The following is a 25622-nucleotide window of genomic DNA, read 5'->3' on the forward strand; positions in this document are numbered from 1 at the left end:
GCGCTGCGCGCGGCCCTGCCCGCCGGCGCCGCCGCGCCGGCGGAGGCCGCGACCCGCCGCCTCCTCGCGGCCTGCACCACCATCGCGCAGCGCCGAGGCCGAGCGAGACCCTTCCTGGCGGCCTGAACCACCACCGTGCAGGGCCGAGGCCGTACGCCGCCGCCTCCTCGCGGCCTGCACCACCATCGCGCAGCGCCGAGCCGAGCAACCGCCGCCTCCCAGTGGCCTCCACCACCACCGCGCGGAGCCGAGGCCGTACGCCGCCGACTCCTGGCGGCCTGGCGCGTCGCGGTGCCGGTCAGAGGGCGCGGCGGGCGGGGCTGGGCGGGCTCTGGCGGTTGGCGCGGTCGAGAGCGGTGACGCGGTAGTGCGACCCGCGCCCGCCGGCGGGATCGGTGTACTGGGCGCGGCGCCCGCCGGGCACCACCGCGACGAGATGCGCCGCCAGTTCCTCCGGGTCGCAGCCGTCACGGCCGCCATGACCGCCGGCACCGGCATGGGCGGCGCCGCGCGTCGCGGGCGCGGGCGGGCTCCCGGCGGCGGTGGGCTCCGGGCCGCCCGTGGCCGTGGGCGCCGGGGCCGGGTCCTCCTCGTCGAAGCGGTAGACCGCGTACAGCCAGGGTTCGGGCCGGCCTGCGGCCTGGAAGGAAAGGGCGACGCCGCCGCCGGCGGCGGTGCGGGCCTGGGTGAGGACGGGCGTCTTGGGCCGGGGGCCGGAGGCGAGCCGCGGGAGCACCGGGAGCAGGGCCGGGCGCGCGTAGTGGTCGGCCACCAGCCGCGTGGTGGACCCGAGCCGGTCGGCGCGCAGGTCGCCCGCGCTGTAGTAGATGTCGCCGCCGATCTCGGGGTGGTCCAGGTTCAGGGTCAGGTGGCGCGACAGCTCCGCCGGGTCCTGCCAGGCGGCGGGCTGCCCGGCGACGCCCACCTTGTAGGCGGCCTGCCCGACCCACAGCTGAGTGCCGGTGCCGGCGACGACCTGCGCCCACCACGGGGCCAGCACCGCGTAGTCGGCCACCGGCAGGCCGATGTTCCAGTAGATCTGCGGGGCGACGTAGTCCAGCCAGCCCCGCTTCACCCACAGGCGGGTGTCGGCGTGCTGGCTGTCGTAGGACTGGGACCCGGAGGTCGCCGAGCCGAGCGGGTCGGTCGTGGCGTTGCGCCAGATGCCGAAGGGGCTCACCCCCCACTGCACCTCCGGCTTGGCCTCCCGGACGCGCTCGCTCATCTCCTCGATCAGCAGGTTGACGTTGTGCCGCCGCCAGGCCGCCTTGTCAGGGAAGCCCGTCCCGTGGTCGGCGTAGGCCTCGGCGTCGTCGAACTCCTGGCCGGCGACGGGGTAGGGGTAGAAGTAGTCGTCGAAGTGGACCCCGTCGATGTCGTACCGCTCGACCGCGTCCATGATGGCGTCCTGCACGAACGCGCGGACCTCCGGCAGCCCGGGGTTGTAGTACAGCTTGCCGCCGTAGGCGACGGGCCAGGCGGGGTTCTGCCGCGCCGGGTGGTCGGGGACGAGCTGTTCGAGGTCGGCCTGCATCGAGACGCGGTAGGGGTTGAACCACGCGTGGAAGGCGAGCCCGCCCTCGTGGGCGGCCTGGACCATGAAGCGGAGCGGGTCGTAGCCCGGGTCCTGACCTTGGACGCCGGTGAGGTACTGCGACCACGGCTCGTACCGGGAGGGCCAGAACGCGTCGGCGGTCGGCCGCACCTGCACGAACACCGCATTGAGCCGCCGCGAGCGCGCGAAGTCCAGCCAGGAGACGAACTCGCTCTTCTGCTGCTCCACGGTCAGCCCGGTGCGGGAGGGCCAGTTGATGTTGACGACCGAGGCGATCCACATGCCGCGCATCTGGCGCGCGGAGGGGCCGTCCACCGCGCCGCCGGGCGAGGCGTGCGCGGCGCCGGCGCCGCGCGGTCCGGTGAGCGGGACGGCGCCGGCGGCCCGCGCCTGGGCCTGGCCGAGGGCGACGGGGCTCAACGCGGCCGCGGCGAGGCCGCCGAGTACGGCCCTGCGGGTCAGCGGACGGCTGTTCATGCGGCCTCCTGTCGGCGTGGCGACGCCGCCCTCCCGGACGACGGAGGGGCGGACCTCGCTCCCTGAGGTGCTCCCTGAGGTGCTCTCTGGCGTGCTCCGATGGTGAGGCCGCGCGGACGACCATGACATGCCCGCCCACCGCGGCCTCGGGCGCGAAGATGACAGATAACTTCCCGAGGATCAATGGATCTGAAGAAAGTTGTCATCAGGCCGTGACCTAACCGGGAGCCAATGAAGGAAATCTTCCTAGAAGATACGCGCAAAGCCGTCCATCGCCACAACCGTGGCGGAGCAGGTCCCCGACCACCGGAAGCCCGCATGCCGCACAGTCCCGATCTCGACCGCCTCGCCGCCACGGTGCTCCAGCCCGGGTTCGACGGCACGACCCCGCCCGGCTGGCTGCTCGGCCACCTCGCCGGCGGGCTCGGCGGCGTGGTGCTGTTCGCCCGCAACATCTCCGAGGACACCCCCAGGCTAGTCCGGCGGCTGCGCGAGGAGAATCCGCAGGTCATCGTGGCCGTGGACGAGGAAGGCGGCACGGTGACCCGCCTCGAGGCCGCCACCGGCAGCTCCTGGCCCGGCAACGCCGCCCTCGGCGTCCTGGACGACCCCGCCACCACCGAGGCGACCGGGCGGGAGATCGGCCTGCTGCTCGCCGAGGCCGGGATCACCCTGGACTACGCCCCCGACGTGGACGTCAACGCCGATCCCGCCAACCCCGTCATCGGCATCCGCTCCTTCGGCGCCGACGCCGGCCTGGTCGCCCGGCACTCGGCCGCCTGGGTCACCGGGCTGCAGAGCACGGGCGTCGCGGCCTGCGCCAAGCACTTCCCCGGGCACGGCGACACCGTGACCGACTCCCATCTCGCGCTGCCCACCGTGCACGCCTCCCGCGACCTGCTGGAGCGCCGCGACCTGCCGCCCTTCCGCGCCGCCATCGCCGCCGGGGTGCGCGCCGTGATGTGCGGCCATCTCATGGTCCCCGCCCTGGACCCCGCCCTGCCCGCCACGCTGAGCCGCCGCGTCCTGACCGGTCTGCTGCGCCTGGAACTGGGGTTCACGGGGGTGACGGTGACCGACGCGATCGAGATGAAGGCCGTCGCCGCCCTCCTTCCCCCGCCGGAGATCGCCGTGCGCGCGCTCGCCGCGGGCGCCGACGCGATCTGCGTGGGCGCCTCCACCCCCGGCGGCGAGAACGTCACCGCCCTGCGCGAGGGCATCGTCCGCGCGGTCCACGAGGGCGCCCTGCCCGAGTCACGGCTGGCGGAGGCGGCCGGCCGCGTGCGCGCCCTCGCCGCCTGGCACGCCTCCCACGTCGCACCGGCGCAGCCGGGGACGATCGGGCGCGACCCCCGTTACGGGGTGTCCACGCTCGGCCTGGACGCCGCCCGGCGGGCGCTGCGCGTCACGATCCCCGCCGGGGACGCCTCGCCGGACCGGCCCGTCCTCACCCGGCCGCCACAGGTGGTCGAGATGACCGCCCGCCCCCACCAGGCGATCGGCGGCGCCCTGCCGTACGGGCCCGGCGAGGCGCTGGCCGCGCTGCTGCCCGGCACCGAGCGCGCCGTCCTGACGCCCGGCCGGGACGCGGTTCCCCCGCTGCGCGAGCCCGAGCAGGCCCCCGTGGTGGTCGTCACGCACGACGCCCACCGGCACGCGTGGATGCGCGACCGCCTGGCGGAGATCCTGCGGCGCCGCCCGGACGCCGTCGTGGTCGAGATGGGCCTGCCCGGCCACCCGGCGGGAGCGGTCTACCTGGCCACCAACGGCAACTCCCGCGTCTCGTCGCTGGCCGCCGCGGAATGGCTCACCGGCCGCTGAAGCCCGGAACGACACAGAACCACGCCGTCGCACGGTTCGCCGCGGGCGGCGACGAGTGGAACGACACAAAACGGCGCCAACTTGGGGGTTCGCCACGACCAGGATTGAGTAATGTGTCGGTAACAGAAAAGGAACCGCATGATCGACCCGCAGCGCTCGACCCCGGAGAACCTGGTCGCCCGGGTGCGGGCCGTGCTCCCCTCGCTGACCCCCTCCGCGCAGATCATCGCGCGGCTCATCCTGGACGATCCGGCGACGGTCGCCCGCAGCACGATCACCGAGCTCAGCGCGGCCTCCTCGACCAGCGAGGCGACCATCGTGCGCACCGCCCGGGTGCTGGGCTTCTCGGGGTACGCCCAGCTCAGGCTGGCGCTGGCCGCGGCCGCCGCCACCCGTCACGGCCCCGACCGGCTCGTTCCCGGCGACCTCGCCCCCGACGACCCGCTTTCCGACGTGATCGCCAAGGTCGCCCGGGCAGAACGCGAGGCCATCGAGGACACCGCGGCCCAGCTGTCCCCCGAACGGCTCGGCGAGGTGGTCGACGCCATCATCGGCGCGCGCCGCGTCGACGTCTACGGGGTGGCCGCCTCGGGGCTGGTCGCGACCGACATGGCGCAGAAACTGCTGCGCATCGGCCTGTCCTCCCACGCCTTCACCGACGCCCACCTGGCGCTGACCAGCGCGGTCCTGCTCAGGGCCGGCGACGTCGCGGTCGGGGTGAGCTGCACCGGCGAGACCCCCGACGTCCTGGAGCCGATGCGCCTGGCGCGCAAGGCGGGGGCGACCACGGTGGCCATCACCAACAACCCGCGCTCGTCGCTGGCCGAGGGGTGCGACCACGTGCTGATCTCGGCCGGCCGCGAGACGGCCTTCCGCCCCGGCGCGCTGGCCAGCAGGATCAGTCAGCTCCTGGTCGTCGACTACGTGTTCGTCGGCGTCGCCCAGCGCACCTCCGAGGTCTCCAACGAGGCCCTCCGCACCACCCGCGACGCCGTGGACACCTTCCTCACCGATTCCCGCTCCCGCCCCCGCCGCCCGTCCTGACCGCTCACTGGCGCACGTGTCCGCGGCGGCGGTGATGCCCGAGAGGCCGCCAGGCAGGTATGACCACCGGGCGATCGGCGACGCGGGCCCTGGTTCATGGGAGCGACGTCCGCCACGCTCGTGGTTTCTCGTTACTCGAGATGGCGGCCGTCATCGTGCCGGCCGTCCAGATCACGAGGTACGCCGACCTGCGGCCGCCCGCGGAGCGGTGAGCACCGGCCGGGCGCCCTCGTCTCTGGCCTGCCCTGCGGACGACGCACCGCCCGCGCCGTGCGTCCGCGCGCGGGCCGGGTGCGTGAGGCCGGGACGTCCGTGCGGGGTCAGGCCGAGTGGCGGGAGTGGAGGAGGCGGGAGACGGCCATGTAGGCGAGGACGACCACGCCGATGATGAGCGCCCACTTGAGGATGCCCGCGACCAGGCTGATCACGGTGCCGAGCAGCATGAAGCCGATGATGACGGCGGCGATGAGGAGAAGGATTCGAGCCATGACCCCAGGCTAGATCTCCGCGCACCGCCGCGGGACCCCGCGGCGGGTGGTTCAGGGACGAGTCAGGGTCGCCCCTCAGGGTGCGGCCGGGGTTCGCGCTTCGCCCCGTACCCCTGAATGGGGCCGGGGTTCGCGCTTCGCCCCGGCCCCAGGATGCGGCCCGGGTTCGCGCTTCGCTTCGGGGCTCGCACGATCAGGCTGCGCATCGCGGGCGGGGGTCACAGGACGGCGCAGCCGATCGTGACGGGGACGCGGGAGGACCAGCGGCCGGACAGGACGTCGTAGGCCTGGGCGTAGCCGTTGGCGGCCTTGCCGGCGCGCGAGCAGTCGAAGGCGCCGGTCTTCTTGCCGAAGCTGCCGCCCGCGAAGCCGCCGTGGGAGCTCGCGGTCACGGTGCCGCTCCAGAAGGTGCGTCCCGTGTTGTAGCGCAGGTAGAGACGCACCTGGCCGAAGTTGTAGTGGTCGCCGCTGATCTTGATGCGCGGGATGTCGTCGACCGAGGTGGAGGTCGAGGTGCCGTCGCCGTTGTCGCGCGGCGGCACGGTGTACCGGTTGATCCACAGGCGGGCCGAGACCTTGCGGTCGGCGGCCTGCCCGTTGTCCAGGGCGGCCTGACGGCGCACCGCCGGGGTGACGCACACGTCGTCGCCGCTGAACGCCTCCCGCCAGACGTATCCGTCGACGCAGGTGTGCGCACCGAAGGCGCCGGAGGTCCAGCGCCCGGCGGCGGCGTTGTCCGAGCGGGTCTGGGTGCGGATGCCTCCGGTGACGCAGACGTGGTCCGCGGGGCGGGCCTCGCGCCAGACGAAGCCCTCGCGGCAGGTGTCGGGGCCGAAGTCGCCGGTGGCGGCGGAGGCCGAGGTCGCGGGGACGGTGACCGACAGGCCCGCGACGGCGGCGACGGCGAGTCCGAGGAGGGTGCGCTTCATCGTTGTCTCCTTGAGTGTGAGGGTCCCGCCGCCCCGGCCGGCTCGCCCGGGGCGTCTTTCGCACTCAAGAGATACGGCCGGTCACCTGCAGTCCCATTGACCACCGCTTGACGCCGGCCCGGCAAGCGGGTTGAAAGCGTCGCAAGCGCCGGCGAGGCCAGGTCCGCTGGGTGCGGACGAGCGCATCGCGGCCGCAGCCGGCGGATCCGGCCGAGGACTCCAGGTCAGCCGGACGTCGGACCCAGAGCCCGCCGGGAGGCGCCGTCCTCCACCGGCACCGTCAGAAGGGGACGCCGAACAGCACGCGGCGGCCGCGGAACTCGGTGAGGCTCCAGAGCTGGTCCTTCTCGTTCCAGCAGGTGAGGTCCTCCGGGCCGATCGGGAACTTGCGGACCTGGGCCGGTTGTCCGTCCGCGATCACCAGGAGCGAGCCGTTCTTGACCGAAGAGGCCGCCTGGCTGAGGTACCAGCGTCCCTGGCGGGACAGCGCGCCCTGGATCTTGGCCGCCGGGAGGGTGAAGGCGTGCGCGGCGGGCACGAGCCCGTCCGGCCCGGCCTCCAGACCGGCGCCGGCGCCCAGCTCCCAGCGCGCCACCCGTCCGGTCGTGCCGGGCTCCTGCGCGGGGTCCACGTACTCGCCGGAGACGAGCAGGTGCGGGCTCGCGCTCCGGTCGACGGCGGCGAAGGAGAACCGGGCGGAGCCGGTGCCGCTCCAGGCGTCCACCTGCGGCATCACGTACCGGTAGCCGAAGGCGTGGTACGCGCCGCCACGCTTGCCGATCTTGTCGTCGTCGCCCTGCACCTCGTAGATGTGCCGGGTGTCGAAGACCCGGATCCCGCGGCCGGTGTCGGCGACGTAGAGCAGGTCGCCGTACCAGGCCAGGCCGCCCGCGTGGATGTTGATCGCCTTGTAGTCGGCCCCCTTGACGGGCTCCACGAGCAGGACGTGCCGGTACTTGCGGGTGGCGGTGCTGAGGAAGGAGACGCGCACCCCGCGCTCGGCCGCCTTGCCGTCGGGCTTCCAGTACCAGCTCACCGCGAACACCTGGGCGTCCTTGCGGCCCGCCTCCGAACTGCCGGTGATGCCCTGCGGGTACCAGTCGAGGGTGTCGTTGTCGCCCTGCTCGAAGCAGTACCAGTCGGCGGGCTTGGGCGACATCGACCCGAACGCCGTCGTGGCCCCCTTGCGGACGGCGGTGCGGTTGGCGGCGGCGAGCACGGCCGCGAGGCTCCGTACCGGCAGCGCCCCGGCCAGCGCCGCGACCGCCTGCGGCAGCTCGCGGGTGTCGCGCCGCAGTCTGAACGGCCCCGGGTCCGTCCCGGTCATGAGGCTCGGGCTCATGGGATGCCCCCCCGGCTGAACACGTCAGGAGCGGACCGTCGCGGCCACGCCGGCCGCTCCCGCTCGGCCAATGATCAATCACGACAGTCTCCCGCAGGAGCGATATATCCGTCTACGTAATGACGCATCGCCTCGATTTCCGTCTACGTGATGACGCATCCGCTCGCACGACCTGGCGTGGCGGCGGCCTTGCCGACCTCCTCCGCAGAAGGCGCGTCCTTGGGATGGCGGGTGAGGTGTGACACGACCTCCGCACCGGCCCGGGTCAGATGGCCCGCCTAAGGCGGAACGCCGTTCAGCGCCGGCCGCCGGGACCGGCTCGGGCGCGGGCATGGAAAGGGCCGGGTACGGGCGCGCGTACCCGGCCCTTCTTCCGCCACCGCGGGCGGGCGGATCGCCACCGCGGGATGCGGGATCACCACCGCGGGGAGGTGGGGTCACCCCGCCGCGGACCGCAGATCAGCCGGTCGTGCAGGCGGTGCCGTTCAGGGTGAAGGAGGTCGGCGAGGCGTCGCTGGAGGACCAGGTGCCCTGGAACCCGAAGGACGCGGTGCCGTTCGCCGGGATCGACCCGTTGTGGTCCACGTTCCTGGCGGTCACCGACGAGCCGCTCTGCGAGACGGTGGCGTTCCAGGCGTTGGTGACCCTCTGGTCGCCCGGGAAGGTGAAGGCGAGCGTCCAGCCGTTGACGGCGCTCGCGCTGCCGACGGTGATGTTGGCGGTGAATCCGCCGGCCCACTCGCTCTTGGTGTAGGTGACCCGGCAGGAGCCGCCGGGGTTGCCGCCGCCGGAGGTGGTGGTCACCGAGACGGTGTTGGAGGCCTGGGAGGTGTTGCCCGCGGCGTCACGCGCCCGCACCGAGAAGGAGTACGCCGTCGAGGCGGACAGCCCGCTGACGTTGTAGGAGGTGCCGCTCGTGGTGCCGACGAGGGTGGAGCCGCGGTAGACGTCGTACCCGGTCACGCCGACGTTGTCGCTGGAGCCGTTCCAGGCCAGGCTCACGCCGCTGGAGGTGACGTTCGAGGCCCGCAGGTTGGACGGCGCGGAGGGCGCCTGTGTGTCGCCGCCGTTGTTGCCGCCGCCGACGGTGTAAGAGAAGTTGTTGACGGCCAGGCCGGTGCCGCCGACCCAGGGCTCGAAGCCGGCCTGCACGCTGGTCATGTACCAGGAGTTCTGCACGTAGCCGCGGCTGAGCATGTCGTTGTAGAACGTGCTGACGTTGAAGCTGATCGAGCTGGTCGGCGAGGTGCGCACGTAGGAGATGACGTTCCAGCCGCTGTTGCCGTACCAGACGTCCCAGGTGCCGCCGGCCAGGTTGACGGTGGCCACCCGGGAGCCCACCGGCTGCACCGACCCGGTGTGGTTGAGCCAGACCATCAGCTCGGCCCCGGTGTTCTGGCCGTCGGTGCGGGACGTCGGGTCGAACCAGATGTCGTAGGAGGCGTCGTACACGCCGGCGCTTCCGGGATAGGTCATGCTGACGCTGGTCTGGATGCCGGCGAACCGGCTGTCGGTGACGCGCATCGGCAGGCTGCTGCCCGTGCTGCAGTTGGCGTAGTGGCAGCCGGCGTAGACGGCGGGGTAGGAGCCCGGCGCGCCGTTCTGCGGCTTGTTGTGGTTGCCCTGGGTGATGGCGAACCCGCTCGAGGTGACGTTGATGCACTGCTGGGTGTCGTCGCCCCAGTTGTTGTTGATCACGACGTACTTGCCGCCGGCGATGGTGGTGGCGCCGTACTTCTCGCAGATCTGGACGTCCGCGCGGGCGGGACCGGCGACCACCGACATCATGAGGATCGAGCCCACGGCGGCGAGGACGGCCGTCAGGGCTCTCAGTGCTCGGCGTTTCATCTTGCCTCCGGGGGGTGGGATGTGGGAGCGCTCCCAATCTGTCGCGACCCTAGGTTGGCTCACCGCCACCGAACAGGACCCGTTAGCGCGGGCGGCCGCGTTCGCCCGTTTGAGCAGGCACGACACCCGATTGTGCGCTGAAAGTTTCAGTGCCGCCCCCGCCGCCCCCGCCGCCATCGCCGGCCTCGGCCGCGCGCGCCACGTTGCCGGGCATCCGCCCGAAGATCAGCCCGTGGAAGGGGTAGGCCGCCCACCAGTACAGGTGGCCCAGCAGCCCGCGCGGGTGGAAGATCGCCCGCTGGCCGTAGACGGTCGCGCCGTCCGCACGGCGGCAGCACAGCTCCAGCCAGGCGAGCCCTGGCAGGCGCATCTCCGCGCGCAGCCGCAGCAGGCGGCCCGGCTCGATCTCCTCCACCCGCCAGAAGTCCAGGGCGTCGCCGACGCGCAGCCGGGCCGGGTCGCGCCGGCCCCGGCGCAGCCCCACCCCGCCGACGGCCCGGTCGGCGAGGCCGCGCACCCACCAGGCGACCGGCAGGGAGTACCAGCCGTTGCCGCCCCCGATGCCCTCGATGACCCGCCACAGCGCCTCCGGGGAGGCCCGCACCGCCCTGGACCGCTCGTCGATGTACAGGCTGCCGCCGGCCCAGTCGGGGTCGGTCGGCAGCGGGTCGCTGGGCGCGCCGGGCGTCGAGGCCGAGGACCAGCGCGTCGCCACGTCGGCCTCCTTGATGCGCAGCAGGGCGAGCCGCACCGCCTGCCCGAAGGAGGTCAGGCCCTCCGGCGGGTCGGGGATGTACCGGGCGATGTCGTGCTCACGGCAGACCGCCTCGTTGCGCAGCGACTCGACCAGCGGCCGCGCCACGCCCGCCGGGACGGGGGTGACCAGCCCGACCCAGTGACTGGAAAGGCTGGGCGTGAGCAGCGGCACCGGGATGATCAGCCGTGGCGGGAGCCCGGCGGCCTCGGCGTAGCCCCGCATCATCTGCGCGTAGGTCAGCACGTCGGGGCCGCCGATGTCGTAGGCCCGCTCGGCGCCCGGCGGGATGTCCAGCGCGCGGACCAGGTAGCGCAGCACGTCCCTGATCGCGATGGGCTGCGTCCGGGTGCGCACCCAGCGGGGCGTGGTCATGACCGGCAGCCGCTCGGTCAGATACCGCAGCATCTCGAAGGACACCGACCCCGAGCCGATGATCACCGACGCCCGGTACGCGACCGTGGGCACTCCCGAGCAGCGCAGGATGGCCTCCACCTCGGCGCGCGAGCGCATGTGCGGGGAGGGCCGCTCGGCGGGGGTGAGGCCGCCGAGGTACACGATGCGGCGCACCCCCGCCTCCCTGGCCGCCAGCGCGAAGGTCCGCGCCGCGGCGCGGTCGCGCTCGGCGAAGTCGCGGCCGGCGGCCATGGTGTGGATCAGGTAGAAGGCGACGTCCACCCCTTCCAGGGCCGCTCTGGTCGCCGCCAGGTCGGTGGCGTCCGCCTCGGCGACCTCCACCCGGTCGCGCCACACCTGGCCGCGCAGGCGCGCCGACGAGCGGGCCATGCAGCGCACGGCGTGACCGGCCTCCAGCAACTCGGGCACCAGCCGGCCGCCGATGTAGCCGGTCGCGCCCGTCACCAGGCATCGCGCCATCTCGCCACCCCCTCGACTCCCCTAGCTGATTCGTGCCCCCGGCCCGGGCCGGTTGCGCCACGCGCCCGGCGGACCCGAGATGACGGTCTCGTCGTGGAGGCGGATCATCTCCGGGATACCGGGTAGACCCCGGGACATCCACCTATGAAAGAGGGCAATCGACATGCTTTACGGCAAAGAGCACGTTGAGCGGTATCGCGCCACAGACGGCAAGGAAGGCCACGACTGGAACGGCACGACCACGCTGCTCCTCACCACCAAGGGCCGCACGAGCGGCGAGGATCGCGTCAACCCGCTGATCTACCAGCGGCACGGCGACGACTACGTCATCGTCGCCTCCAAGGGCGGCGACCCCAAGTCGCCGGACTGGTACCTGAACCTGCAGGCCCACCCCGAGGTGGAGGTGCAGGTCATGGGCGACCGTTTCCGGGCGAGGGCCCGCACGGCGACGCCGCAGGAGAAGCCGGAGCTGTGGCGGCTGATGACGGCGACCTGGCCGCAGTACGACGAGTACCAGACCAAGACCAACCGCGAGATCCCCGTCGTGGTCCTGGAGCGCACCGGCGACCTGTGATCTCGCCCGACCCCCTTCCCACCGCCGTCCGCGGCCCGCGGGCGGCAGGCGACGGGTCACGGGCGACGGGCACGGGCGGCGTGATGGCGTGATGGCCCGCGGGCGGTGGCCTGCGGCCGAGGACGGCGGCGGCCGGTGTCCTTCTTGGAGGACGTCGGCCGCTCCCCGGTGACCGGTGGCCCTGACGGCACGGGATTTGCGAAGATGTCGGGGCGGAACCACAGGGGGAGGCCCGGACGAGGTCCGGCCATGGCGGCCTGCCGGTCGTGAGGGTCCCGCGCGGACGCAGGACCAGGGAGGCACGCGGTGGGCAGCGAGAATCAGACGGCCGAAATCATGATCGCCGAGGCGCGGAAGGCGTTCTGGGTCATGGTCGGGTTCCTGGCGCTGATCTGGGTCCTGCAGATCCTGAACGCGATCACCGCCTACTCCCTGAGCCAGTCGTTCGGCATCGTCGCCCGCGACCCCGCCCGGCTGCCCGACATCGTCACCGCTCCGTTCCTGCACTGGAGCTGGGCCCACATCGAGGGCAACTCCGGCCCGCTGTTCGTCTTCGGCTTCCTGGCCGCCTACCGGGGAGTGGTGAAGTTCCTCGGGGTGACCGCGCTGATCGCGGTCGCCAGCGGGCTCGGCGTCTGGTTCGTCGCCGGGCCGAACAGCGTCACGGCGGGCGCGAGCGGCGTCGTGTTCGGGTACTTCGGCTACATCCTGGTCCGGGGCCTGTTCGACCGGCACCGCATCGACATCGTCGTCGGCCTGGTCATGGGCCTCTGCTTCGCCTACCAGTTCACCGGCCTGCTGCCGACCGACGAGTTCAGCTGGCAGGGCCACCTGTTCGGCTTCGCCGGCGGCATCCTCGGCGGCTGGCTGTTCCGCGACCGCCGCCCGCGCGCCGCTTCCGCGCTTCCCGGCGCCGGCGCCGGCGCCGCACGGCCGCTGGGGGGCGCCACCGCGCCCGGCCTGGGACGGCCCGTTCCCGGCATGCCGGGGACGAGCAGGCCGGCCCCCACGAGCACCGACCCCTCCCGCGCCGCCCTGATGAAGGAACTCGACGACCTGGGACTGTGACCGCCGGGTTCCCCGAGGGTCGCGACCACGCGCGTTCGCCGTCCCCCCGACGGCCTTCTCGCAGGTGACCGCGTCCGCGAGCCGCGGGGGGCTTCAGTAGGACTGGAACTCCAGCAGGTTGCCGTCGGGGTCGCGCAGGTGGGCGGTGCGCACGGTGGGCCCCCACTCGGGCCGGGCGGCCGGCGCGGCGACGACCCGGCCCCCGTGCCGCTCCCCGCAGGCCGCCGCGGCGTCGACGTCGCCGACGGTGAGCACCAGCATCGCGGCGTCCGACGGCGCCGGGGGTCGCAGATCGCCCACGACGCCGGCCATCATGGCGCGGTCCAGCAGGGAGAGCACGGACTGATCGCCCAGACCCCAGTTGGCGTACGGTCCGGACGGCTCCCCCTTGGCGCGCGTGCCGCCGAGCGCCTCGGTCAGCACGCCGTCGTAGAAGCGGAAGCACTCGGGAAAACGCGACACGAGCAGGCGCGGGTACAGGGCGTCCATCATTGCCTTCCGTTAATCGTTGGTGTGCACCAATGATTGGTGGTGCCCTATCCTGCCGAGGTGACCGACGTTCCGCAACTGCCGCCCTCCCTGCTCGGCGTGACCGCCTTCGTCCTGTCCAAGACCGGCCTCGCGGGCAGGCGCGGCATGGGCGAGCGACTGGAGTCGATGGGGCTCGGGCTGTGGCACATGGCGGTGCTCGCCGCGCTCGCCGACTTCGGCCCCGCCTCCCAGCGCGATCTCGGCAGGCGGCTCGGCATCGACGCCAGCGACCTGGTCGCCGTGATGGACGCCCTGCTCCCCCCGCGCCTGGTCGACCGCGGGCGAGACCCCGCCGACCGCCGCCGCTACTCGGTGTCGATAACCGCCGAAGGACGCGCGGCTCTGGACGAGGCGCTGCGGCGCGCGGCGGAGGTGCACGACGACATCCTGCGCGCCCTCGACGCGCAGGAGCGGGAGATGCTGCACCGCCTGCTGCGCAAGGCCTACGCGAGCTTGGACCCGCGCGCCGTCCTCCTCCCCGGCGAGACCGACGTGCCAATGGAGCGGGAAACGCCGATATCGTCGCCTTCGTGACCGTGCTCATCGATCCGCCGAACTGGCCGGGGCCGCACGACCTGCTGTGGTCCCACCTGGTCAGCGACATCTCGCTGGACGAGCTGCACGCCTTCGCCGCCGAGCTGGGCGTCCCGCCCAGGGCGTTCGACCGCGACCACTACGACGTGCCGGAGACGGTGTACGACCGCGCCGTCGCCCTCGGCGCCGAGCCGGTCTCCTCCCAGACGCTGGTGAAACGCCTCATCGCCGCCGGACTCCGCCGACGCCGCCGCCTGGTCTCCTGACCGCCACGCCCGGCCTCACGACCAGCACGCCCCCCACCCCACAGGTACCGGCCTACGACCAGCACGCCCGCCACTCCGCACGTCCCGGCCTCACGACCGGCACTCCCGCCGCCCCCACGTGCCGGCCTCCTGACCGGCACGTGTAGGGCGGCCTCTGACCGGCACGCCCCCACCCCACATGTCCCGGCCTTCTGAGCGCACGGCGGGCGGCGGGCGGCGGCGGAATCTCAGGGGCCGAGCAGCCGGGCGAGTTCGGCTCGCATGTTGCTCCGCGCCCCGGCCTCCCACAGCTCGCGGGCTAGCGGGGTCCGGTACAGCGTGGGCGCGGCGAGCAGGTCTCGGAGCACGCGCGCCCGGCCCGCCCTGAACGCCTCGTCCGGCACATGGCGGTACTCCTCCCGTACCGCGCGGGCGTACGCCCCGTACCCTGGTGCGGCGAGCACGGCGAGGTCCGCGTCGCACAGGACCTCGCCGTCGCGGTCGCCCGGCGCGGGGTCGTGCCCGGCGGTCACCCGGACCAGCCGCGCCACCTCGGCGATCCGCCGGGCGTCGAGCCCGCCGCCGAAACCACCGTTCAGCCCGCCGCCGAGACCACCATCCGGCCCACCGTCGAGACCACCGTGCGGCCGACCGTTGAGTCCACCGTCCGGCCCATCGTCGAAACCGCCGTCGAGCGGGCCGTCGAAGCCTCCGGCCGCGCCGGGGCGTCCGGCCGGGGAAGGTGACGGGACGGGCGGAGGGGCGAGCCTGGTGAGCCGCGCCGTGGCGAGCTGAGCACTGCGCTCCTCGTCCCACCCCGGCCGCCCGTCGTACACCGCGTCGTGGAACCAGGCGGCCAGCCGGACCGCCACCGTGTCGGCGGCGAACCCGGCGAGGGGCTCGATCGCGGCGAGCACGGCACGCAGGTGGGCGGGCGTGTGGTAGCGCCGGTGCGGCTCCGACCAGCGCGCGATCAGCTCCGCCACGACGGCGCGAGCCGCCGCCGAGTCTCCGGCGACGGCCGCCCACGCCACCACGAGATCGCCGGCTCCTCCGAGCCCCCCGGCCGGCTCCCCATCCCGGCCGTCCACCCCGGCCGGCGCGCGAGCCGCCGCGAGATCGCCGGCGCCTCGGGGCTCGTCCGGCTCCCCACCCCGGCCGGCCGTCCCGGCCGTCGCGCGATCGGTCATGCCCCTATCGTGCCGGGCCGTCCGGCGGTCCGCCACGGCAGGGCTCGACCCAGTCGTCCGGCGGTCCCCCACGGCAGGCTCGACCCGGCCGTCCGGCGGTCCCCCACAGCGGGCCCCCACAGCGGGGCTCGACCCAGTCGTCCGGCATGGGCAGCAGGGCAGGGCTCAGCCTGACGGCACGGCACGGCACGGGTCGGCTTGGTGGGACGGATGGGACGGCATGGCCTTGGTCGGCTTGGCCCGCCGGTGGGCGGGCCGTGCGGTACGCCGGGGTTCAGTCGGCGATGTAGGTGATCGAGCGGATCTCGTAGCCCCTGGTCGCGCTGCCGCGGGCGTGCATCAGCATGGCGCCGCCCTCGTACGAGTAGGCGCAACTCGTGCCGCCGGTCTCCCGGCTGCACCCTTGGTAGATGTAGCCCACGCCGCCGAACCGGGCGCGGAACAGCTTCTTCACCGCGCCGGCCGAGGCGACCTCCAGGCCCCGGTTCCGATCGCCCGCCTTCCAGGCGCCGAACAGGTGCTTGGCGGCCTTGCCCGCCGTGGTGAGATGGCGTGACTCGTACACCTTCGTGACGGTGCCGCCTGAGACGATCATCAGAATGCCGTTGAGGGCGCCGGGCACGCGGACGCTGGTGTGGACGAACCTGCACGCTCCGCCCACGCAGCCGGCGAACTCGTCCGGCGCGCGGTAGACGTAGGCGAACAGCGTCTTGACCGCCGCCGGGGTCGCCACGGCGGCGGCCGCCTTCCTGTCGCCGCGCAGCCACGCGCGGAACAGCCTGTTCGCGACCTTCCCCGGCGCCGGAGCCGCGCCCACCGCGCCCACCGCGCCGACCGCACCCGCCGGGGCCGCGGCCACCCCGGTTGCCGCCGACACTGCGGCCACCCCGGCCGCCGCCGGCGCCCCACTCGCCGTGGCCGCCGTCACCCCGGCCGGCACCACGGTGCCCGCGTACGCCTGGGCGCTCGCGCGGGCCGTTCCCGCCTCCGCCGTGCCGGCGCCGAACGCCAACGCCGCCGCCGTCATCGCCGCCATGATCACGGCCGTCGTGGATCCACGCATCGCCACTCCCTCTCCCCCGGGGCCTGCCGGCCCCCCGCAGAAGACGCGGCACCGGCCGCACGGGTTCACCGGAGCCTCACCGAACCGGTGACCATCGGCCGGGCGGGCGCGGCCCCGGAGGCAGAACCGGGCCGCGGCGGGTACGGACGCCGAACCGGACCGGAGCGGGGCGGTGTGGACGCCGGGTCAAGCCGGGCGGGGGCGGGCGCCGGGGCGGGCATGGAAGGGTGTGGACGTCGGGCGGGGTGGAGTTCTCACCTTGTGGTGGATCGACCATGGCGTGGGCTTCGGCAGTATTGACGGTGTGAGCCTCCTCGAGCACCTTCCCCAGGACACCGGCCCGGACGCCCTCTTCGAAGCGTTCGTCGAGTGGAACACCCAGCGCGGGCTGACGCTGTATCCGGCGCAGGAGGAGGCGCTGATCGAGATCCTCTACGGCAACAACGTGATCCTGGCCACGCCGACCGGCTCAGGCAAGAGCCTGGTGGCGGCGGGGGCGCACTTCGCCGCCCTGGCCGCGGGCGAGCGCACCTTCTACACCGCGCCGATCAAGGCCCTGGTGTCGGAGAAGTTCTTCGACCTGTGCGCCGTGTTCGGCACCGAGAACGTCGGCATGATGACCGGCGACGCCGCCGTGAACGCGTCGGCGCCGATCATCTGCTGCACCGCCGAGATCCTGGCCAACATCGCGCTGCGCGACGGCGCGCGGGCCGACATCGGCCAGGTCGTGATGGACGAGTTCCACTTCTACGCCGAGCCCGACCGGGGCTGGGCGTGGCAGGTGCCGCTGCTTGAGCTGCCGCAGGTGCAGTTCGTCCTGATGTCGGCGACGCTGGGGGACGTCACCCGGTTCGAGACCGACCTGACCCGGCGCACGGGCCGCGAGACGTCGGTGGTGCGCTCGGCGACCCGCCCGGTGCCGCTGTACTACAGCTACCGCACCACGCCGCTGCACGAGACGCTGGAGGAGCTGCTGTCCACGCAGTCGGCCCCGGTCTACGTCGTGCACTTCACGCAGGCGGCGGCGATGGAGCGGGCGCAGGCGCTGATGAGCGTCAACATGTCGACCAAGGCCGAGAAGGACGCCATCGCCACGCTCATCGGCCGCTTCCGGTTCACGACCAAGTTCGGCCGGGCGCTGTCGCGGCTGGTGCGCCACGGCATCGGCGTCCACCACGCCGGCATGCTGCCCAAGTACCGCCGTCTGGTCGAGCGCCTGGCGCAGGCCGGCCTGCTCAAGGTCATCTGTGGCACCGACACGCTGGGCGTCGGGGTGAACGTCCCGATCCGCACGGTCCTGTTCACGGCGCTCAGCAAGTACGACGGCAACCGCGTGCGGCTGCTGCGCGCTCGCGAGTTCCACCAGATCGCCGGCCGGGCAGGCCGCGCGGGCTTCGACACCCTCGGCTACGTCGTCTGCCAGGCGCCCGACCACGTCGTGGAGAACGAGAAGGCTCTGGCCAAGGCCGGGGACGACCCCAAGAAGCGGCGCCGGGTCGTCCGCAAGAAGGCCCCCGAGGGGTTCGTCAGCTGGAGCGAGGAGACCTTCGAGCGCCTGCAGAAGGCCGAGCCCGAGCCGCTGAACTCACGGTTCAAGGTCAGCAACGCCATGCTGCTCGCCGTGATCAACCGTCCCGGCGACTGCTTCGCGGCGATGAAGCACCTGCTGACCGACAACCACGAGGACCGCAAGGCGCAGCGCCGGCACATCAGCCACGCCATCGCGATCTACCGGTCCCTGCTGGCCGGCGGGGTGGTCGAGAAGCTGCGCGAACCGGACGAGCAGGGCCGCATGGCCCGCCTCACCGTGGACCTCCAGGAGGACTTCGCGCTCAACCAGGCCCTGGCGACCTTCGCGCTGGCCGCCTTCGAGCTGCTGGACGCCGAGTCGCCGGTCTATCCGCTGGACATCGTCTCCATCGTGGAGTCCACGCTGGACGACCCGCGGCAGATCCTGCACGCCCAGCTGAACAAGGCCCGGGGCGAGGCCGTGGGGCAGATGAAGGCCGACGGCGTCGAGTACGAGGAGCGCATGGAGCTGCTCGCCGAGGTCACCTACCCGATGCCCCTGCAAGATCTGCTGCTCGGCGCGTACGAGACCTACCGGCGCGGGCACCCGTGGGTGGGCGACTACGCGGTCAGCCCCAAGTCGGTCGTGCGCGACATGTACGAGCGGGCGATGACCTTCACCGAGTACGTCCAGTTCTACGAGCTGGCCCGCTCCGAGGGGACGGTGCTGCGCTACCTGGCCGACGCCTACCGCACGCTCAGCCGCACCGTCCCCGACCACATGAAGACCGAGGACCTCCAGGATCTCATCGAGTGGCTGGGCGAGCTGGTCCGCCAGGTCGACTCCAGCCTGCTGGACGAGTGGGAGCAGCTGCAGAACCCGTCGGAGGAGGTCGAGCGGCCGGGGCTGGAGGAGAACACCCGGCCGGTCACCTCCAACCGGCGCGCGTTCCGCGTGCTGGTGCGCAACGCGATGTTCCGCATGGTGGAGCTCGCGGCGCTCGAACGGTACGAGGAGCTGCACGAGCTGGCCGACGTCGACTGGGAGTCCGCGCTCGACGACTACTTCGAGGAGCACGACGAGATCGGCACCGGGCCGGACGCCCGCGGGCCGGCGCTGCTGCTCATCGAGGAGGAGAAGGAGCTGTGGCGGGTGCGCCAGGTGTTCCACGACCCGGCGGGCGACCACGACTGGGGCATCAGCGCGCAGGTGGACCTGGCCGCCTCCGACGAGGAGGGCCGCGCCGTCGTCCACGTCACCACCGTCGACCGCCTCTGACGGCCGGCGCCCCGACACCGGCTCGGGCGCCGTAACCGGCGCCGATCAACTCCGGCACATGGCCGAGTGAAGAGCTGCGCCCGGTGAACGTCTGCGGTCACCGCGTCAGCCGCCTGAGGTCTCCAGTTCGGCTTCTGGTGAGACCGTGCCGTCGCAGGGGTCGTCGAGCCAGCCGTCGGGCAGGTGGACGCGGTCGCGGGGGGTGGACTTGCCGCGCGGGCCGTCGGCCGCCTCGCCGGGCCACGGCTGGTCGGCGGGCAACGTCGCCAGGTGCTCGCGCAGCACGTCGAGCGAGGGGGCGGTGGCCAGGGCGCGGCGCGCGTCGGCGCCGACGGTGAAGCCCTTGAGGTACCAGCCGACGTGCTTGCGGAAGTCCAGCACGCCGTGGGTCTCGCTGCCGAAGCACTCGACCAGCAGCTCGGCGTGGCGTCGCATGGTCGCCGCGACCTCCCCCAGCGTCGGCCGTGCGCGTTCGGACCGGCCGTGGAAGGCGTCGTCCAGGTCGCGGAACAGCCACGGGCGGCCCAGGCAGCCCCGGCCCACCACCACCCCGTCGCAGCCGGTGCGCCGCATCATGCGCACGGCGTCGTCGGCGCTCCAGATGTCGCCGTTGCCGAGCACCGGGATCTGCGGGACGGCGTCCTTCAGCCGGGCGATGGCGTCCCAGTCGGCGGTGCCGCCGTAGTGCTGCACCGCGGTGCGGGCGTGCAGGGCGACGGCGCTCACCCCCTCCTCGGCGGCGATGCGGCCGGCGTCGAGGTAGGTCAGGTGGTCGTCGTCGATGCCCTTGCGCATCTTGATCGTGACCGGGAGCGTGCCGGAGGCGGCCACCGCCGCGCGCAGGATGCGCCGCAGCAGGTCGCGCTTGTAGGGCAGCGCCGAGCCGCCGCCGCGCCTGGTGACCTTGGGCACCGGGCAGCCGAAGTTGAGGTCGACGTGGTCGGCCAGGCCCTCCTCCGCCACCATCGCCACCGCCCGGCCCACGACCGTGGGGTCGACGCCGTACAGCTGGACGCTCCTCGGCCGCTCACCCGGCTCGAAACGGATCATCGCCAGGGTCTTGGCGTTGCGCTCGACCAGCGCCCGCGTGGTGATCATCTCGGAGACGTACAGGCCGCCGCCCTGCTCGCGGCAGAGCGTGCGGAACGGCGCGTTGGTGACGCCCGCCATCGGGGCGAGGACCACGGGAGGCCAGACCTCGAACGCACCTATCTTCACCTGCCCATTTCTACCGCACCTTCCGGCGGGGCGGCGCGGGCGGCCCGGCCGGGCCGTTTGGACCCCGAGGATCGGGGACGGCTAGATTGGGAGGGGGTTCCGCCCCACGTGACATCGGAGGCGCTGGATGCTCCTGAGACTGCGTATCTCGCTGCCCGACCGCCCGGGGTCCCTCGGCCAGGTCACGCGCGTCCTCGGGGTCGCGGGCGCCGACATCACGCAGCTGCTGGTGCTCGAACGAGGCGAGGGCCGGGCGGTGGACGACCTCACGGTGTACTGGCCCGACTCGGCGCCGCGCGAGGCGCTGGTCCAGTGTCTGGAGGGTATGGCCGACGTCACGGTCGAAGGGGTGTGGACCACGCGCGAGGCGCCGGGCACCTATCCCGAGCTGGAGATCCTCAAGTACATCACCACGGCGGGCGACCGCGCCCTGGCCACGATGATCGACTCCATGCCCGTGCTGTTCAGCGCCGACTGGGCCGCCGCGGGCACCGAGAAGGTGCCTCGCACGCTGGTCCACGCGAGCTGGCGGGCCCCCGAGGACGTGCCCTTCCCCTCGATCACGCCACCGCGCCCCGAGGCGCACACGCTGCCCTCCGGGCTGCACATCATCGCGGCGCCGCTGCCGCCGCTCGCCATGACGTTCCTGCTGGCCAGAGCGGACGGGCCGCCGTTCCATCGCATCGAGGTGCACCGGCTCACCCGCATCCTGGAGATCTTCCTGACCCTGCCGGCCGTCGAGCGCAGCGTGGCGCGCACCTTCCGCGGTTCGGCCGCCGGTTAGGCACAGACGCGGAAAACCCGCTAGAGTTCCTTCTCGTCACCGCGGGAGGCGATCTCGCGGCGGCGGCACGCGGACGTGGCTCAGCTGGTAGAGCATCACCTTGCCAAGGTGAGGGTCGCGGGTTCGAATCCCGTCGTCCGCTCGGAGAGGTCTCCGCGCAGAGGCCTTGCCCGGTGGAGTGGCCGAGAGGCGAGGCAGCGGCCTGCAAAGCCGCGTACACGGGTTCAAATCCCGTCTCCACCTCCGCGCGACGATCGACGCACGAGGGCGATTAGCTCAGTGGGAGAGCGCTACCTTGACACGGTAGAGGCCACTGGTTCAATCCCAGTATCGCCCACCACACGATGATCCCCAGGCCGACGGCCTGGGGATCTTTCGTTTCCCCGGCCACCGGTCGCGCTTCCCCGCCCACTGGCCGTCTCACGCGGCACCGGCCGTCTCACGCAGTACCGGGCCGGCTCGCGCGTTGCCGCCGGGCCGGGCGCCTCGGCCGGCTCAGCCGTGCAGGCGCAGCGGGAGGCGGCGCACGCCGCGCAGGAACAGCTCCCGCGTCCACTCCAGCTCGCCGGGGTCGACGGCCAGGGCCATGCGGGGGAAGCGCCGCACCAGCGTGCCGATGGCGGCGCGGGCCTGCACCCGGGCCAGCGCGGCGCCGAGGCAGAAGTGGATCCCGTGGCCGAAGCCCAGGTGCCGGTTCGGGCTGCGGTCGATGGCGAAGACGTCCGGACGCGGGAACACCGCCGGGTCGCGGTTGGCGGCCAGCAGCACCGGCACGATGATGTCCCCGCGCGCGATCACCGTCCCGCCGAAGTCCACGTCGGTCATCGCGTACAGCGGCCGGGAGTGCCCGACCGGGCCGTTGTACCTCAGCACCTCCTCGACGGCGGAGTCGATCAGCTCCGGCCGCGCGCGGAGCAGGGCGAGCTGCTCTGGGTGGCGCAGCAGTTCCAGCACTCCGATGCCGATCAGGTTGACCGTCGTCTCGTCCCCGGCGAACAGCAGCTGGAACACGCTGGAGATCAGCTCCAGGCGGGTGATCTGGCCGCCGTCCTCCGCGCGCAGGAGGTGCGACAGCAGGTCGTCCCCCTCGCGGGAGCGCCGCTCGCGGATCCGCTCGGTGATGTGGGCGACGAACTTCATCCCTGAACGGCGCGTCTCGGCACCGTCCCGGCCGGCCAGCATCTCGTCGCTCCAGCGGCGGAACAGGGCCCGGTCCTCCGCGGGGAAGCCCAGCAGGTCGGCGACGACCAGGATCGGCAGCGGCAGCGCCAGCGCCCTGACGACGTCGACCTCGCCCCCTGCGGCGGCCGAGGCGCCCATGCCGTTCGTGGCGTTCATGGCGTCCATGGCGTTCATGGCACCCGTGGCGGTGGCGCCCTTGGCGTCCATCCCGGCCATGGCGTCCACCAGCTCGCCGACCACCCGGTGCACGGTCCGGACGAGCGCGGCCACGGGGCGGGCGCCGAAGCCCGGCGCCATCAGCCGGCGCAGCCGGGTGTGGTCGGGCGGATCCAGGTTGAAGACGTTGCGCCGAACCATGGCCAGGGCGTCGTTGTCCCACCGGCGGTGCAGCCCGGCGAGCTCGGCGGGGAGCCGGTCGAGCTGGCGCCCGACGCCGGGGTCGTGCAGCGCGCGCTGCACGTCCGCGTACCGGGTCAGGTACCAGAAGACGCGGCCGCTCGACGGGCCCACCTGGCGGTGGAACGGGGCCTGTTCCCGCATGCGGTGGAACAGCGCGTGCGGGTCGGGGACGTGCCGCGGGGCGGCCGGGTCGAACGCCTGCTCCTGCGTCGTCGCGGTCATCGCCGCCTCCTCACCCGCCCCGGCGGGCCGCCGGCCGCCGAACGCGACTCCCGGGGACGTGGCTCCCGGGGACGTGGCTCCCCTGGGCCGCCGGCCGGGAGGCGTGGTGGCCGGGGTGCGCCGCCGTCAGGCGCCGGTGGCACGTCGCCCGCTCTGGACGTCCAGCGCGAAGAACCTCCGGGTGGCCCGACCGAGCTCCTCGGCGCTGTTGTAGCCCCGCCTGGCCAGCTCGACCTGCGCCGATGATCCGTCCCGCCGCCAGTGGCGCAGGAAGATCCTGCCGGAGATCTCCGGCGGCGGCACCACCAGCCGGCCGCGGGACCGCTCGGTGGCCTCGTCGGCGCGGGCCACGGTGTCGGCCCACTCCCGCAGGCGGCCGGTGTCCCGGACGTGCGACAGGACGGCGGGCCGCCAGTCGGCCGACTGCCAGACCGGCCACACGCGCACCATGACCAGCCGCAGCAGCTCGGCGACGGGGAGGGCGGCCGGCTCGGCGTCGGTGAGCCATGCGGCCAGGCTCGGCGGCAGGTCCTCCCCTTCGGCGACGCCGAGCCGGGCGCGCGTGTACGCCTCGAGGGCGGCTCCGCTCTCGTCGGCGAAGTCGCGCAGCAGCCCGGACAGGACCTCCTCGTGCAGCGCGGGGTAGCCGGGGTCGAACAGCCGACCGGCGGTCAGCAGGTCGAGGTCGGACATCCAGCGGCCCGGCGCGTACTCCCGCTGGGAGCGCCGTCGCAGCACCTCGTTGTGGGTGATCCCGGTCAGGACGGCCTCCGCTACCCGTGCTCCGGGCGATCCGGGCACGGCCGGCTCGGGACGGCGGTCGCCGGCGGCACCAGGCGCCTCAGGCTCCGGCCGGGCGGCCTCAGGCGCGCCGGCGGCTCTTAGCGCGGACAGGGCGTCGCGGCGTTTGAGGTCCCACTCCCCCGAGCCGATCATGCGCTCGAGCGCGGCCAGGGCGTCGCCGGCGTCCGGGCCGAGCGCCTCCCCCATCTCCCGCCAGGTCCGGTGCGCGAAGGGCCGCTCCTTGGCCGCCCGTACGATCCGCTCGCCGATCGCCGCCGGGACCAGGTCCGTCCTGGCCCCTTCGCGGCAGCCGTAGCGGATGTTGACCATCGCGACCGTGCCGGCCGGGTACCCCAGGGACGCGGGACCGTGCAGCACCGCGACCTCGTCGTCGCCGTCGACCTCGCCGGTGGCGTACATCCGGTGGACCGTCCCGACGCCGCGCATGCCGTACGGGCCGAGTTCCGCCGCCCGCAGCGCGCCCATGCTGGCCGCGCCGATGACCTCGACGCCCTCGCCGAGCAGCCAGAGGATCTCCTTGTGCCCCACCGACAGCCGCTCGCGGTAGTAGCCGTCGATGATGACGGCGGTGTCGCCGCGGGCCCAGTCCTCGGCGAGCAGGTCTCCCCGGGCCACCGGGGGGCGCACCCGCGCTCCGGGGACGACGTCGCGGATCTCGTCGGGAGAGATCGTCGGTCCGGCGTAGACGACCACCTTGGCGCTCACTACATCACCTCCGGTCGGACGCGGCTTCCCGGCGCCACCACTTTGACCACCGGGACCCCGATGTCCTCGTGGGTCAGGTCGACCACCAGGGGCGCGTGGGAGAAGGCGATCGCGGCGCGCTTGACCACGTCCTCCAGGTCGTCGACGAGGCTTCCGTGCGCCGTGAGCGCCGGAATGGCCTCGGCGGCGGGGCCCGTGGAGGGGTCCGCGGCGGGCCGCGCGGCGGGCTTCGGGCCGGGGGAGTCGTTGAAGCCGGCGTCCAGGTCGTCCCGCGCGCCCGAGACGTACCCCAGCCTGGTCTGCGCCGCCTCGGTCACCGCGCGGGTGAGCGCGATCTCGGAGCTGAGGTGGCAGCCGAACCCGGTGAACGCCGGAGGGTAGTCCTCGCAGGTGATCCGGGCGAGGAAGCACGGAAGGCCGGTGGGCGAGGGAACCGACCTCACCTCCAGGCGGACCCCGGCCCGCTCGATCATCGAGCACAGCCCGTCGACCACGGGCGAGCCGAGCGACCGCGGGTCGGCGCGGACGCCCATGTCGCCGCCGCCGGTGAGCGCCGCGGTCATGGCGTCCCTCTCGACCACTTCGTACAGCGCGTGCAAGATGGCCTCGACGAGGGTGTTCCCGCTGGCCAGCCCGTTGGAGGAGGCGAAGAACGCCGGCGGGTTCCATCCCGTCCTGCGCTCGAGCGAGAGCGCCACCGTGGCCAGGGGGACGAGCGTCTCCGAGCCGTCGACCAGGGATCGGGCGGTCACCCAGTCGACCGGCAGGCCGTCGTGCAGGACGCTCGGCTCGCAGCGCGGCAGGTCGCGGACGTCGTAGCCCAGCCGTTCGCCGACGTCGCGGGGGGCCGCCGTCACGGCCGGCGCGAGGGGCCGCTCGGCGTGCCAGAGCTCGACCGACTCCATGATCGCCGACAGGCGGGCCAGCTCGGGGGTGATGCCCTTGCCCTGGGACACCGCGAGCGTCGCGGCGGCCGGGCGGACGGCCTGGAAGGTCGGGATGCCGATGGTGTCGAGACGGGTGATGTCGGCGACCCTGGTGACGCCTACCTGGCGCGCCGCGCGGGCGGCCATCGCCATGGTGGCCGCGGGGTCGTGTGCCCTGTCGGTGCCCGGCAGCCTGACCTTGGCCCGGTCGGACTGCGAGAAGATCCACGAGAGGGAGGCTGTGCCGGTCCGCAT

The 25622-nt window shown here is 73.4% G+C and carries 21 protein-coding genes and 3 tRNA genes; 11 read left to right on the forward strand and 13 right to left on the reverse strand.

Annotated features, from left to right (window positions below):
* Positions 1–298 precede the first annotated feature (298 nt).
* On the reverse strand, positions 299–2032 hold the full coding sequence (locus tag ACFQSB_RS37470; RefSeq protein WP_380831889.1) for a glycoside hydrolase family 10 protein: 1734 nt from the start codon (positions 2030–2032) through the stop codon (positions 299–301).
* A gap of 318 nt (positions 2033–2350) precedes the next feature.
* Here ACFQSB_RS37470 and ACFQSB_RS37475 point away from each other — a divergent pair, with 318 nt between their 5' ends.
* Positions 2351–3853 carry a glycoside hydrolase family 3 protein gene (locus ACFQSB_RS37475; RefSeq protein WP_380831891.1) on the forward strand — a complete coding sequence of 501 codons (1503 nt, stop codon included), beginning with the start codon at positions 2351–2353 and terminating at the stop codon, positions 3851–3853.
* A gap of 138 nt (positions 3854–3991) precedes the next feature.
* Positions 3992–4897, forward strand: a complete 906-nt coding sequence (locus ACFQSB_RS37480) for a MurR/RpiR family transcriptional regulator (RefSeq protein ID WP_354923800.1) — start codon at positions 3992–3994, stop codon at positions 4895–4897.
* A gap of 320 nt (positions 4898–5217) precedes the next feature.
* On the opposite strand, the gene ACFQSB_RS37485 is transcribed toward ACFQSB_RS37480, so the two are convergent.
* From ACFQSB_RS37485 to ACFQSB_RS37505, 5 genes are all read right to left on the reverse strand, one after another.
* Positions 5218–5385, reverse strand: a complete 168-nt coding sequence (locus tag ACFQSB_RS37485) for a hypothetical protein (protein ID WP_354847591.1) — start codon at positions 5383–5385, stop codon at positions 5218–5220.
* A gap of 218 nt (positions 5386–5603) precedes the next feature.
* Complete coding sequence (locus ACFQSB_RS37490) at positions 5604–6314, reverse strand: hypothetical protein (RefSeq protein WP_380831892.1); 711 nt, start codon at positions 6312–6314, stop codon at positions 5604–5606.
* Positions 6315–6594: 280 nt separating this feature from the next.
* A complete protein-coding gene (locus tag ACFQSB_RS37495) occupies positions 6595–7656 on the reverse strand; it encodes a hypothetical protein (RefSeq protein ID WP_380831894.1) in 1062 nt (353 codons plus the stop codon).
* A gap of 459 nt (positions 7657–8115) precedes the next feature.
* Entirely contained in the window at positions 8116–9504 is a 1389-nt protein-coding gene (locus tag ACFQSB_RS37500) for a GH12 family glycosyl hydrolase domain-containing protein (protein WP_380831896.1), read from the reverse strand.
* An 82-nt stretch (positions 9505–9586) separates the two neighbouring features.
* Positions 9587–11134, reverse strand: coding sequence for an SDR family oxidoreductase (locus ACFQSB_RS37505; protein WP_380831897.1), 1548 nt, complete (start codon positions 11132–11134; stop codon positions 9587–9589).
* Positions 11135–11297: 163 nt separating this feature from the next.
* On the opposite strand from ACFQSB_RS37505, the gene ACFQSB_RS37510 reads away from it, so the two are divergent.
* Complete coding sequence (locus tag ACFQSB_RS37510; protein WP_380831899.1) at positions 11298–11708, forward strand: nitroreductase family deazaflavin-dependent oxidoreductase; 411 nt, start codon at positions 11298–11300, stop codon at positions 11706–11708.
* Between the two features lie 306 nt (positions 11709–12014).
* Positions 12015–12776 carry a rhomboid family intramembrane serine protease gene (locus ACFQSB_RS37515; RefSeq protein WP_380831901.1) on the forward strand — a complete coding sequence of 254 codons (762 nt, stop codon included), beginning with the start codon at positions 12015–12017 and terminating at the stop codon, positions 12774–12776.
* Positions 12777–12869: 93 nt separating this feature from the next.
* Here the strand turns inward: ACFQSB_RS37515 and ACFQSB_RS37520 are convergent, their stop codons facing one another.
* Positions 12870–13265, reverse strand: a complete 396-nt coding sequence (locus ACFQSB_RS37520) for a VOC family protein (protein WP_380831903.1) — start codon at positions 13263–13265, stop codon at positions 12870–12872.
* A gap of 60 nt (positions 13266–13325) precedes the next feature.
* Here ACFQSB_RS37520 and ACFQSB_RS37525 point away from each other — a divergent pair, with 60 nt between their 5' ends.
* Complete coding sequence (locus ACFQSB_RS37525) at positions 13326–13841, forward strand: MarR family winged helix-turn-helix transcriptional regulator (RefSeq protein ID WP_380831905.1); 516 nt, start codon at positions 13326–13328, stop codon at positions 13839–13841.
* On the forward strand, positions 13838–14107 hold the full coding sequence (locus ACFQSB_RS37530) for a DUF4031 domain-containing protein (RefSeq protein ID WP_380831907.1): 270 nt from the start codon (positions 13838–13840) through the stop codon (positions 14105–14107). Before ACFQSB_RS37525 ends, ACFQSB_RS37530 begins: the two co-directional genes overlap by 4 nt.
* Positions 14108–14334: 227 nt before the next feature.
* Here ACFQSB_RS37530 and ACFQSB_RS37535 read toward each other — a convergent pair whose 3' ends face one another.
* On the reverse strand, positions 14335–15276 hold the full coding sequence (locus ACFQSB_RS37535) for an HD domain-containing protein (protein ID WP_380831909.1): 942 nt from the start codon (positions 15274–15276) through the stop codon (positions 14335–14337).
* 274 nt (positions 15277–15550) lie between these two features.
* Entirely contained in the window at positions 15551–16339 is a 789-nt protein-coding gene (locus tag ACFQSB_RS37540; RefSeq protein WP_380831910.1) for a hypothetical protein, read from the reverse strand.
* A 295-nt stretch (positions 16340–16634) separates the two neighbouring features.
* Between ACFQSB_RS37540 and ACFQSB_RS37545 the strand changes: the two genes are divergently transcribed.
* Entirely contained in the window at positions 16635–19127 is a 2493-nt protein-coding gene (locus ACFQSB_RS37545) for a DEAD/DEAH box helicase (RefSeq protein WP_380831946.1), read from the forward strand.
* Between the two features lie 105 nt (positions 19128–19232).
* Here the strand turns inward: ACFQSB_RS37545 and dusB are convergent, their stop codons facing one another.
* On the reverse strand, positions 19233–20345 hold the full coding sequence (gene dusB, locus ACFQSB_RS37550) for a tRNA dihydrouridine synthase DusB (RefSeq protein ID WP_380831912.1): 1113 nt from the start codon (positions 20343–20345) through the stop codon (positions 19233–19235).
* A 127-nt stretch (positions 20346–20472) separates the two neighbouring features.
* Here dusB and ACFQSB_RS37555 point away from each other — a divergent pair, with 127 nt between their 5' ends.
* From ACFQSB_RS37555 to ACFQSB_RS37570, 4 genes are all read left to right on the forward strand, one after another.
* A complete protein-coding gene (locus ACFQSB_RS37555) occupies positions 20473–21129 on the forward strand; it encodes an ACT domain-containing protein (protein WP_354847559.1) in 657 nt (218 codons plus the stop codon).
* Between the two features lie 69 nt (positions 21130–21198).
* Positions 21199–21271, forward strand: a tRNA-Gly gene (locus ACFQSB_RS37560).
* A gap of 30 nt (positions 21272–21301) precedes the next feature.
* A tRNA-Cys gene (locus ACFQSB_RS37565) sits at positions 21302–21372 on the forward strand.
* 22 nt (positions 21373–21394) lie between these two features.
* Positions 21395–21469 (forward strand) — tRNA-Val (locus ACFQSB_RS37570).
* A 155-nt stretch (positions 21470–21624) separates the two neighbouring features.
* Here the strand turns inward: ACFQSB_RS37570 and ACFQSB_RS37575 are convergent.
* From ACFQSB_RS37575 to ACFQSB_RS37585, 3 genes are all read right to left on the reverse strand, one after another.
* Positions 21625–22932 carry a cytochrome P450 family protein gene (locus ACFQSB_RS37575; protein ID WP_380831914.1) on the reverse strand — a complete coding sequence of 436 codons (1308 nt, stop codon included), beginning with the start codon at positions 22930–22932 and terminating at the stop codon, positions 21625–21627.
* A gap of 126 nt (positions 22933–23058) precedes the next feature.
* On the reverse strand, positions 23059–24441 hold the full coding sequence (locus ACFQSB_RS37580; protein ID WP_380831916.1) for a TfuA-like protein: 1383 nt from the start codon (positions 24439–24441) through the stop codon (positions 23059–23061).
* Positions 24441–25622, reverse strand: a complete 1182-nt coding sequence (locus ACFQSB_RS37585) for a YcaO-like family protein (RefSeq protein ID WP_380831917.1) — start codon at positions 25620–25622, stop codon at positions 24441–24443. Before ACFQSB_RS37585 ends, ACFQSB_RS37580 begins: the two co-directional genes overlap by 1 nt.

The organism is Sphaerisporangium rhizosphaerae (assembly GCF_042665155.1).
GTDB classification, from domain to species: domain Bacteria; phylum Actinomycetota; class Actinomycetes; order Streptosporangiales; family Streptosporangiaceae; genus Sphaerisporangium; species Sphaerisporangium rhizosphaerae.

Excerpts from the sequence above, each read along its gene's own strand:
- ACFQSB_RS37500 (WP_380831896.1), bottom strand. The coding sequence starts at position 9,504 with ATGAAACGCCGAGCACTGAGAGCCCTGACGGCCGTCCTCGCCGCCGTG.
- ACFQSB_RS37555 (WP_354847559.1), top strand. The coding sequence starts at position 20,473 with ATGCTCCTGAGACTGCGTATCTCGCTGCCCGACCGCCCGGGGTCCCTC.
- ACFQSB_RS37475 (WP_380831891.1), top strand. The coding sequence starts at position 2,351 with ATGCCGCACAGTCCCGATCTCGACCGCCTCGCCGCCACGGTGCTCCAG.
- ACFQSB_RS37480 (WP_354923800.1), top strand. The coding sequence starts at position 3,992 with ATGATCGACCCGCAGCGCTCGACCCCGGAGAACCTGGTCGCCCGGGTG.
- ACFQSB_RS37490 (WP_380831892.1), bottom strand. The coding sequence starts at position 6,314 with ATGAAGCGCACCCTCCTCGGACTCGCCGTCGCCGCCGTCGCGGGCCTG.
- ACFQSB_RS37540 (WP_380831910.1), bottom strand. The coding sequence starts at position 16,339 with ATGCGTGGATCCACGACGGCCGTGATCATGGCGGCGATGACGGCGGCG.
- ACFQSB_RS37535 (WP_380831909.1), bottom strand. The coding sequence starts at position 15,276 with ATGACCGATCGCGCGACGGCCGGGACGGCCGGCCGGGGTGGGGAGCCG.
- ACFQSB_RS37485 (WP_354847591.1), bottom strand. The coding sequence starts at position 5,385 with ATGGCTCGAATCCTTCTCCTCATCGCCGCCGTCATCATCGGCTTCATG.
- ACFQSB_RS37510 (WP_380831899.1), top strand. The coding sequence starts at position 11,298 with ATGCTTTACGGCAAAGAGCACGTTGAGCGGTATCGCGCCACAGACGGC.
- ACFQSB_RS37505 (WP_380831897.1), bottom strand. The coding sequence starts at position 11,134 with ATGGCGCGATGCCTGGTGACGGGCGCGACCGGCTACATCGGCGGCCGG.
- ACFQSB_RS37495 (WP_380831894.1), bottom strand. The coding sequence starts at position 7,656 with ATGAGCCCGAGCCTCATGACCGGGACGGACCCGGGGCCGTTCAGACTG.
- ACFQSB_RS37585 (WP_380831917.1), bottom strand. The coding sequence starts at position 25,622 with ATGCGGACCGGCACAGCCTCCCTCTCGTGGATCTTCTCGCAGTCCGAC.
- ACFQSB_RS37470 (WP_380831889.1), bottom strand. The coding sequence starts at position 2,032 with ATGAACAGCCGTCCGCTGACCCGCAGGGCCGTACTCGGCGGCCTCGCC.
- ACFQSB_RS37575 (WP_380831914.1), bottom strand. The coding sequence starts at position 22,932 with ATGACCGCGACGACGCAGGAGCAGGCGTTCGACCCGGCCGCCCCGCGG.
- ACFQSB_RS37520 (WP_380831903.1), bottom strand. The coding sequence starts at position 13,265 with ATGGACGCCCTGTACCCGCGCCTGCTCGTGTCGCGTTTTCCCGAGTGC.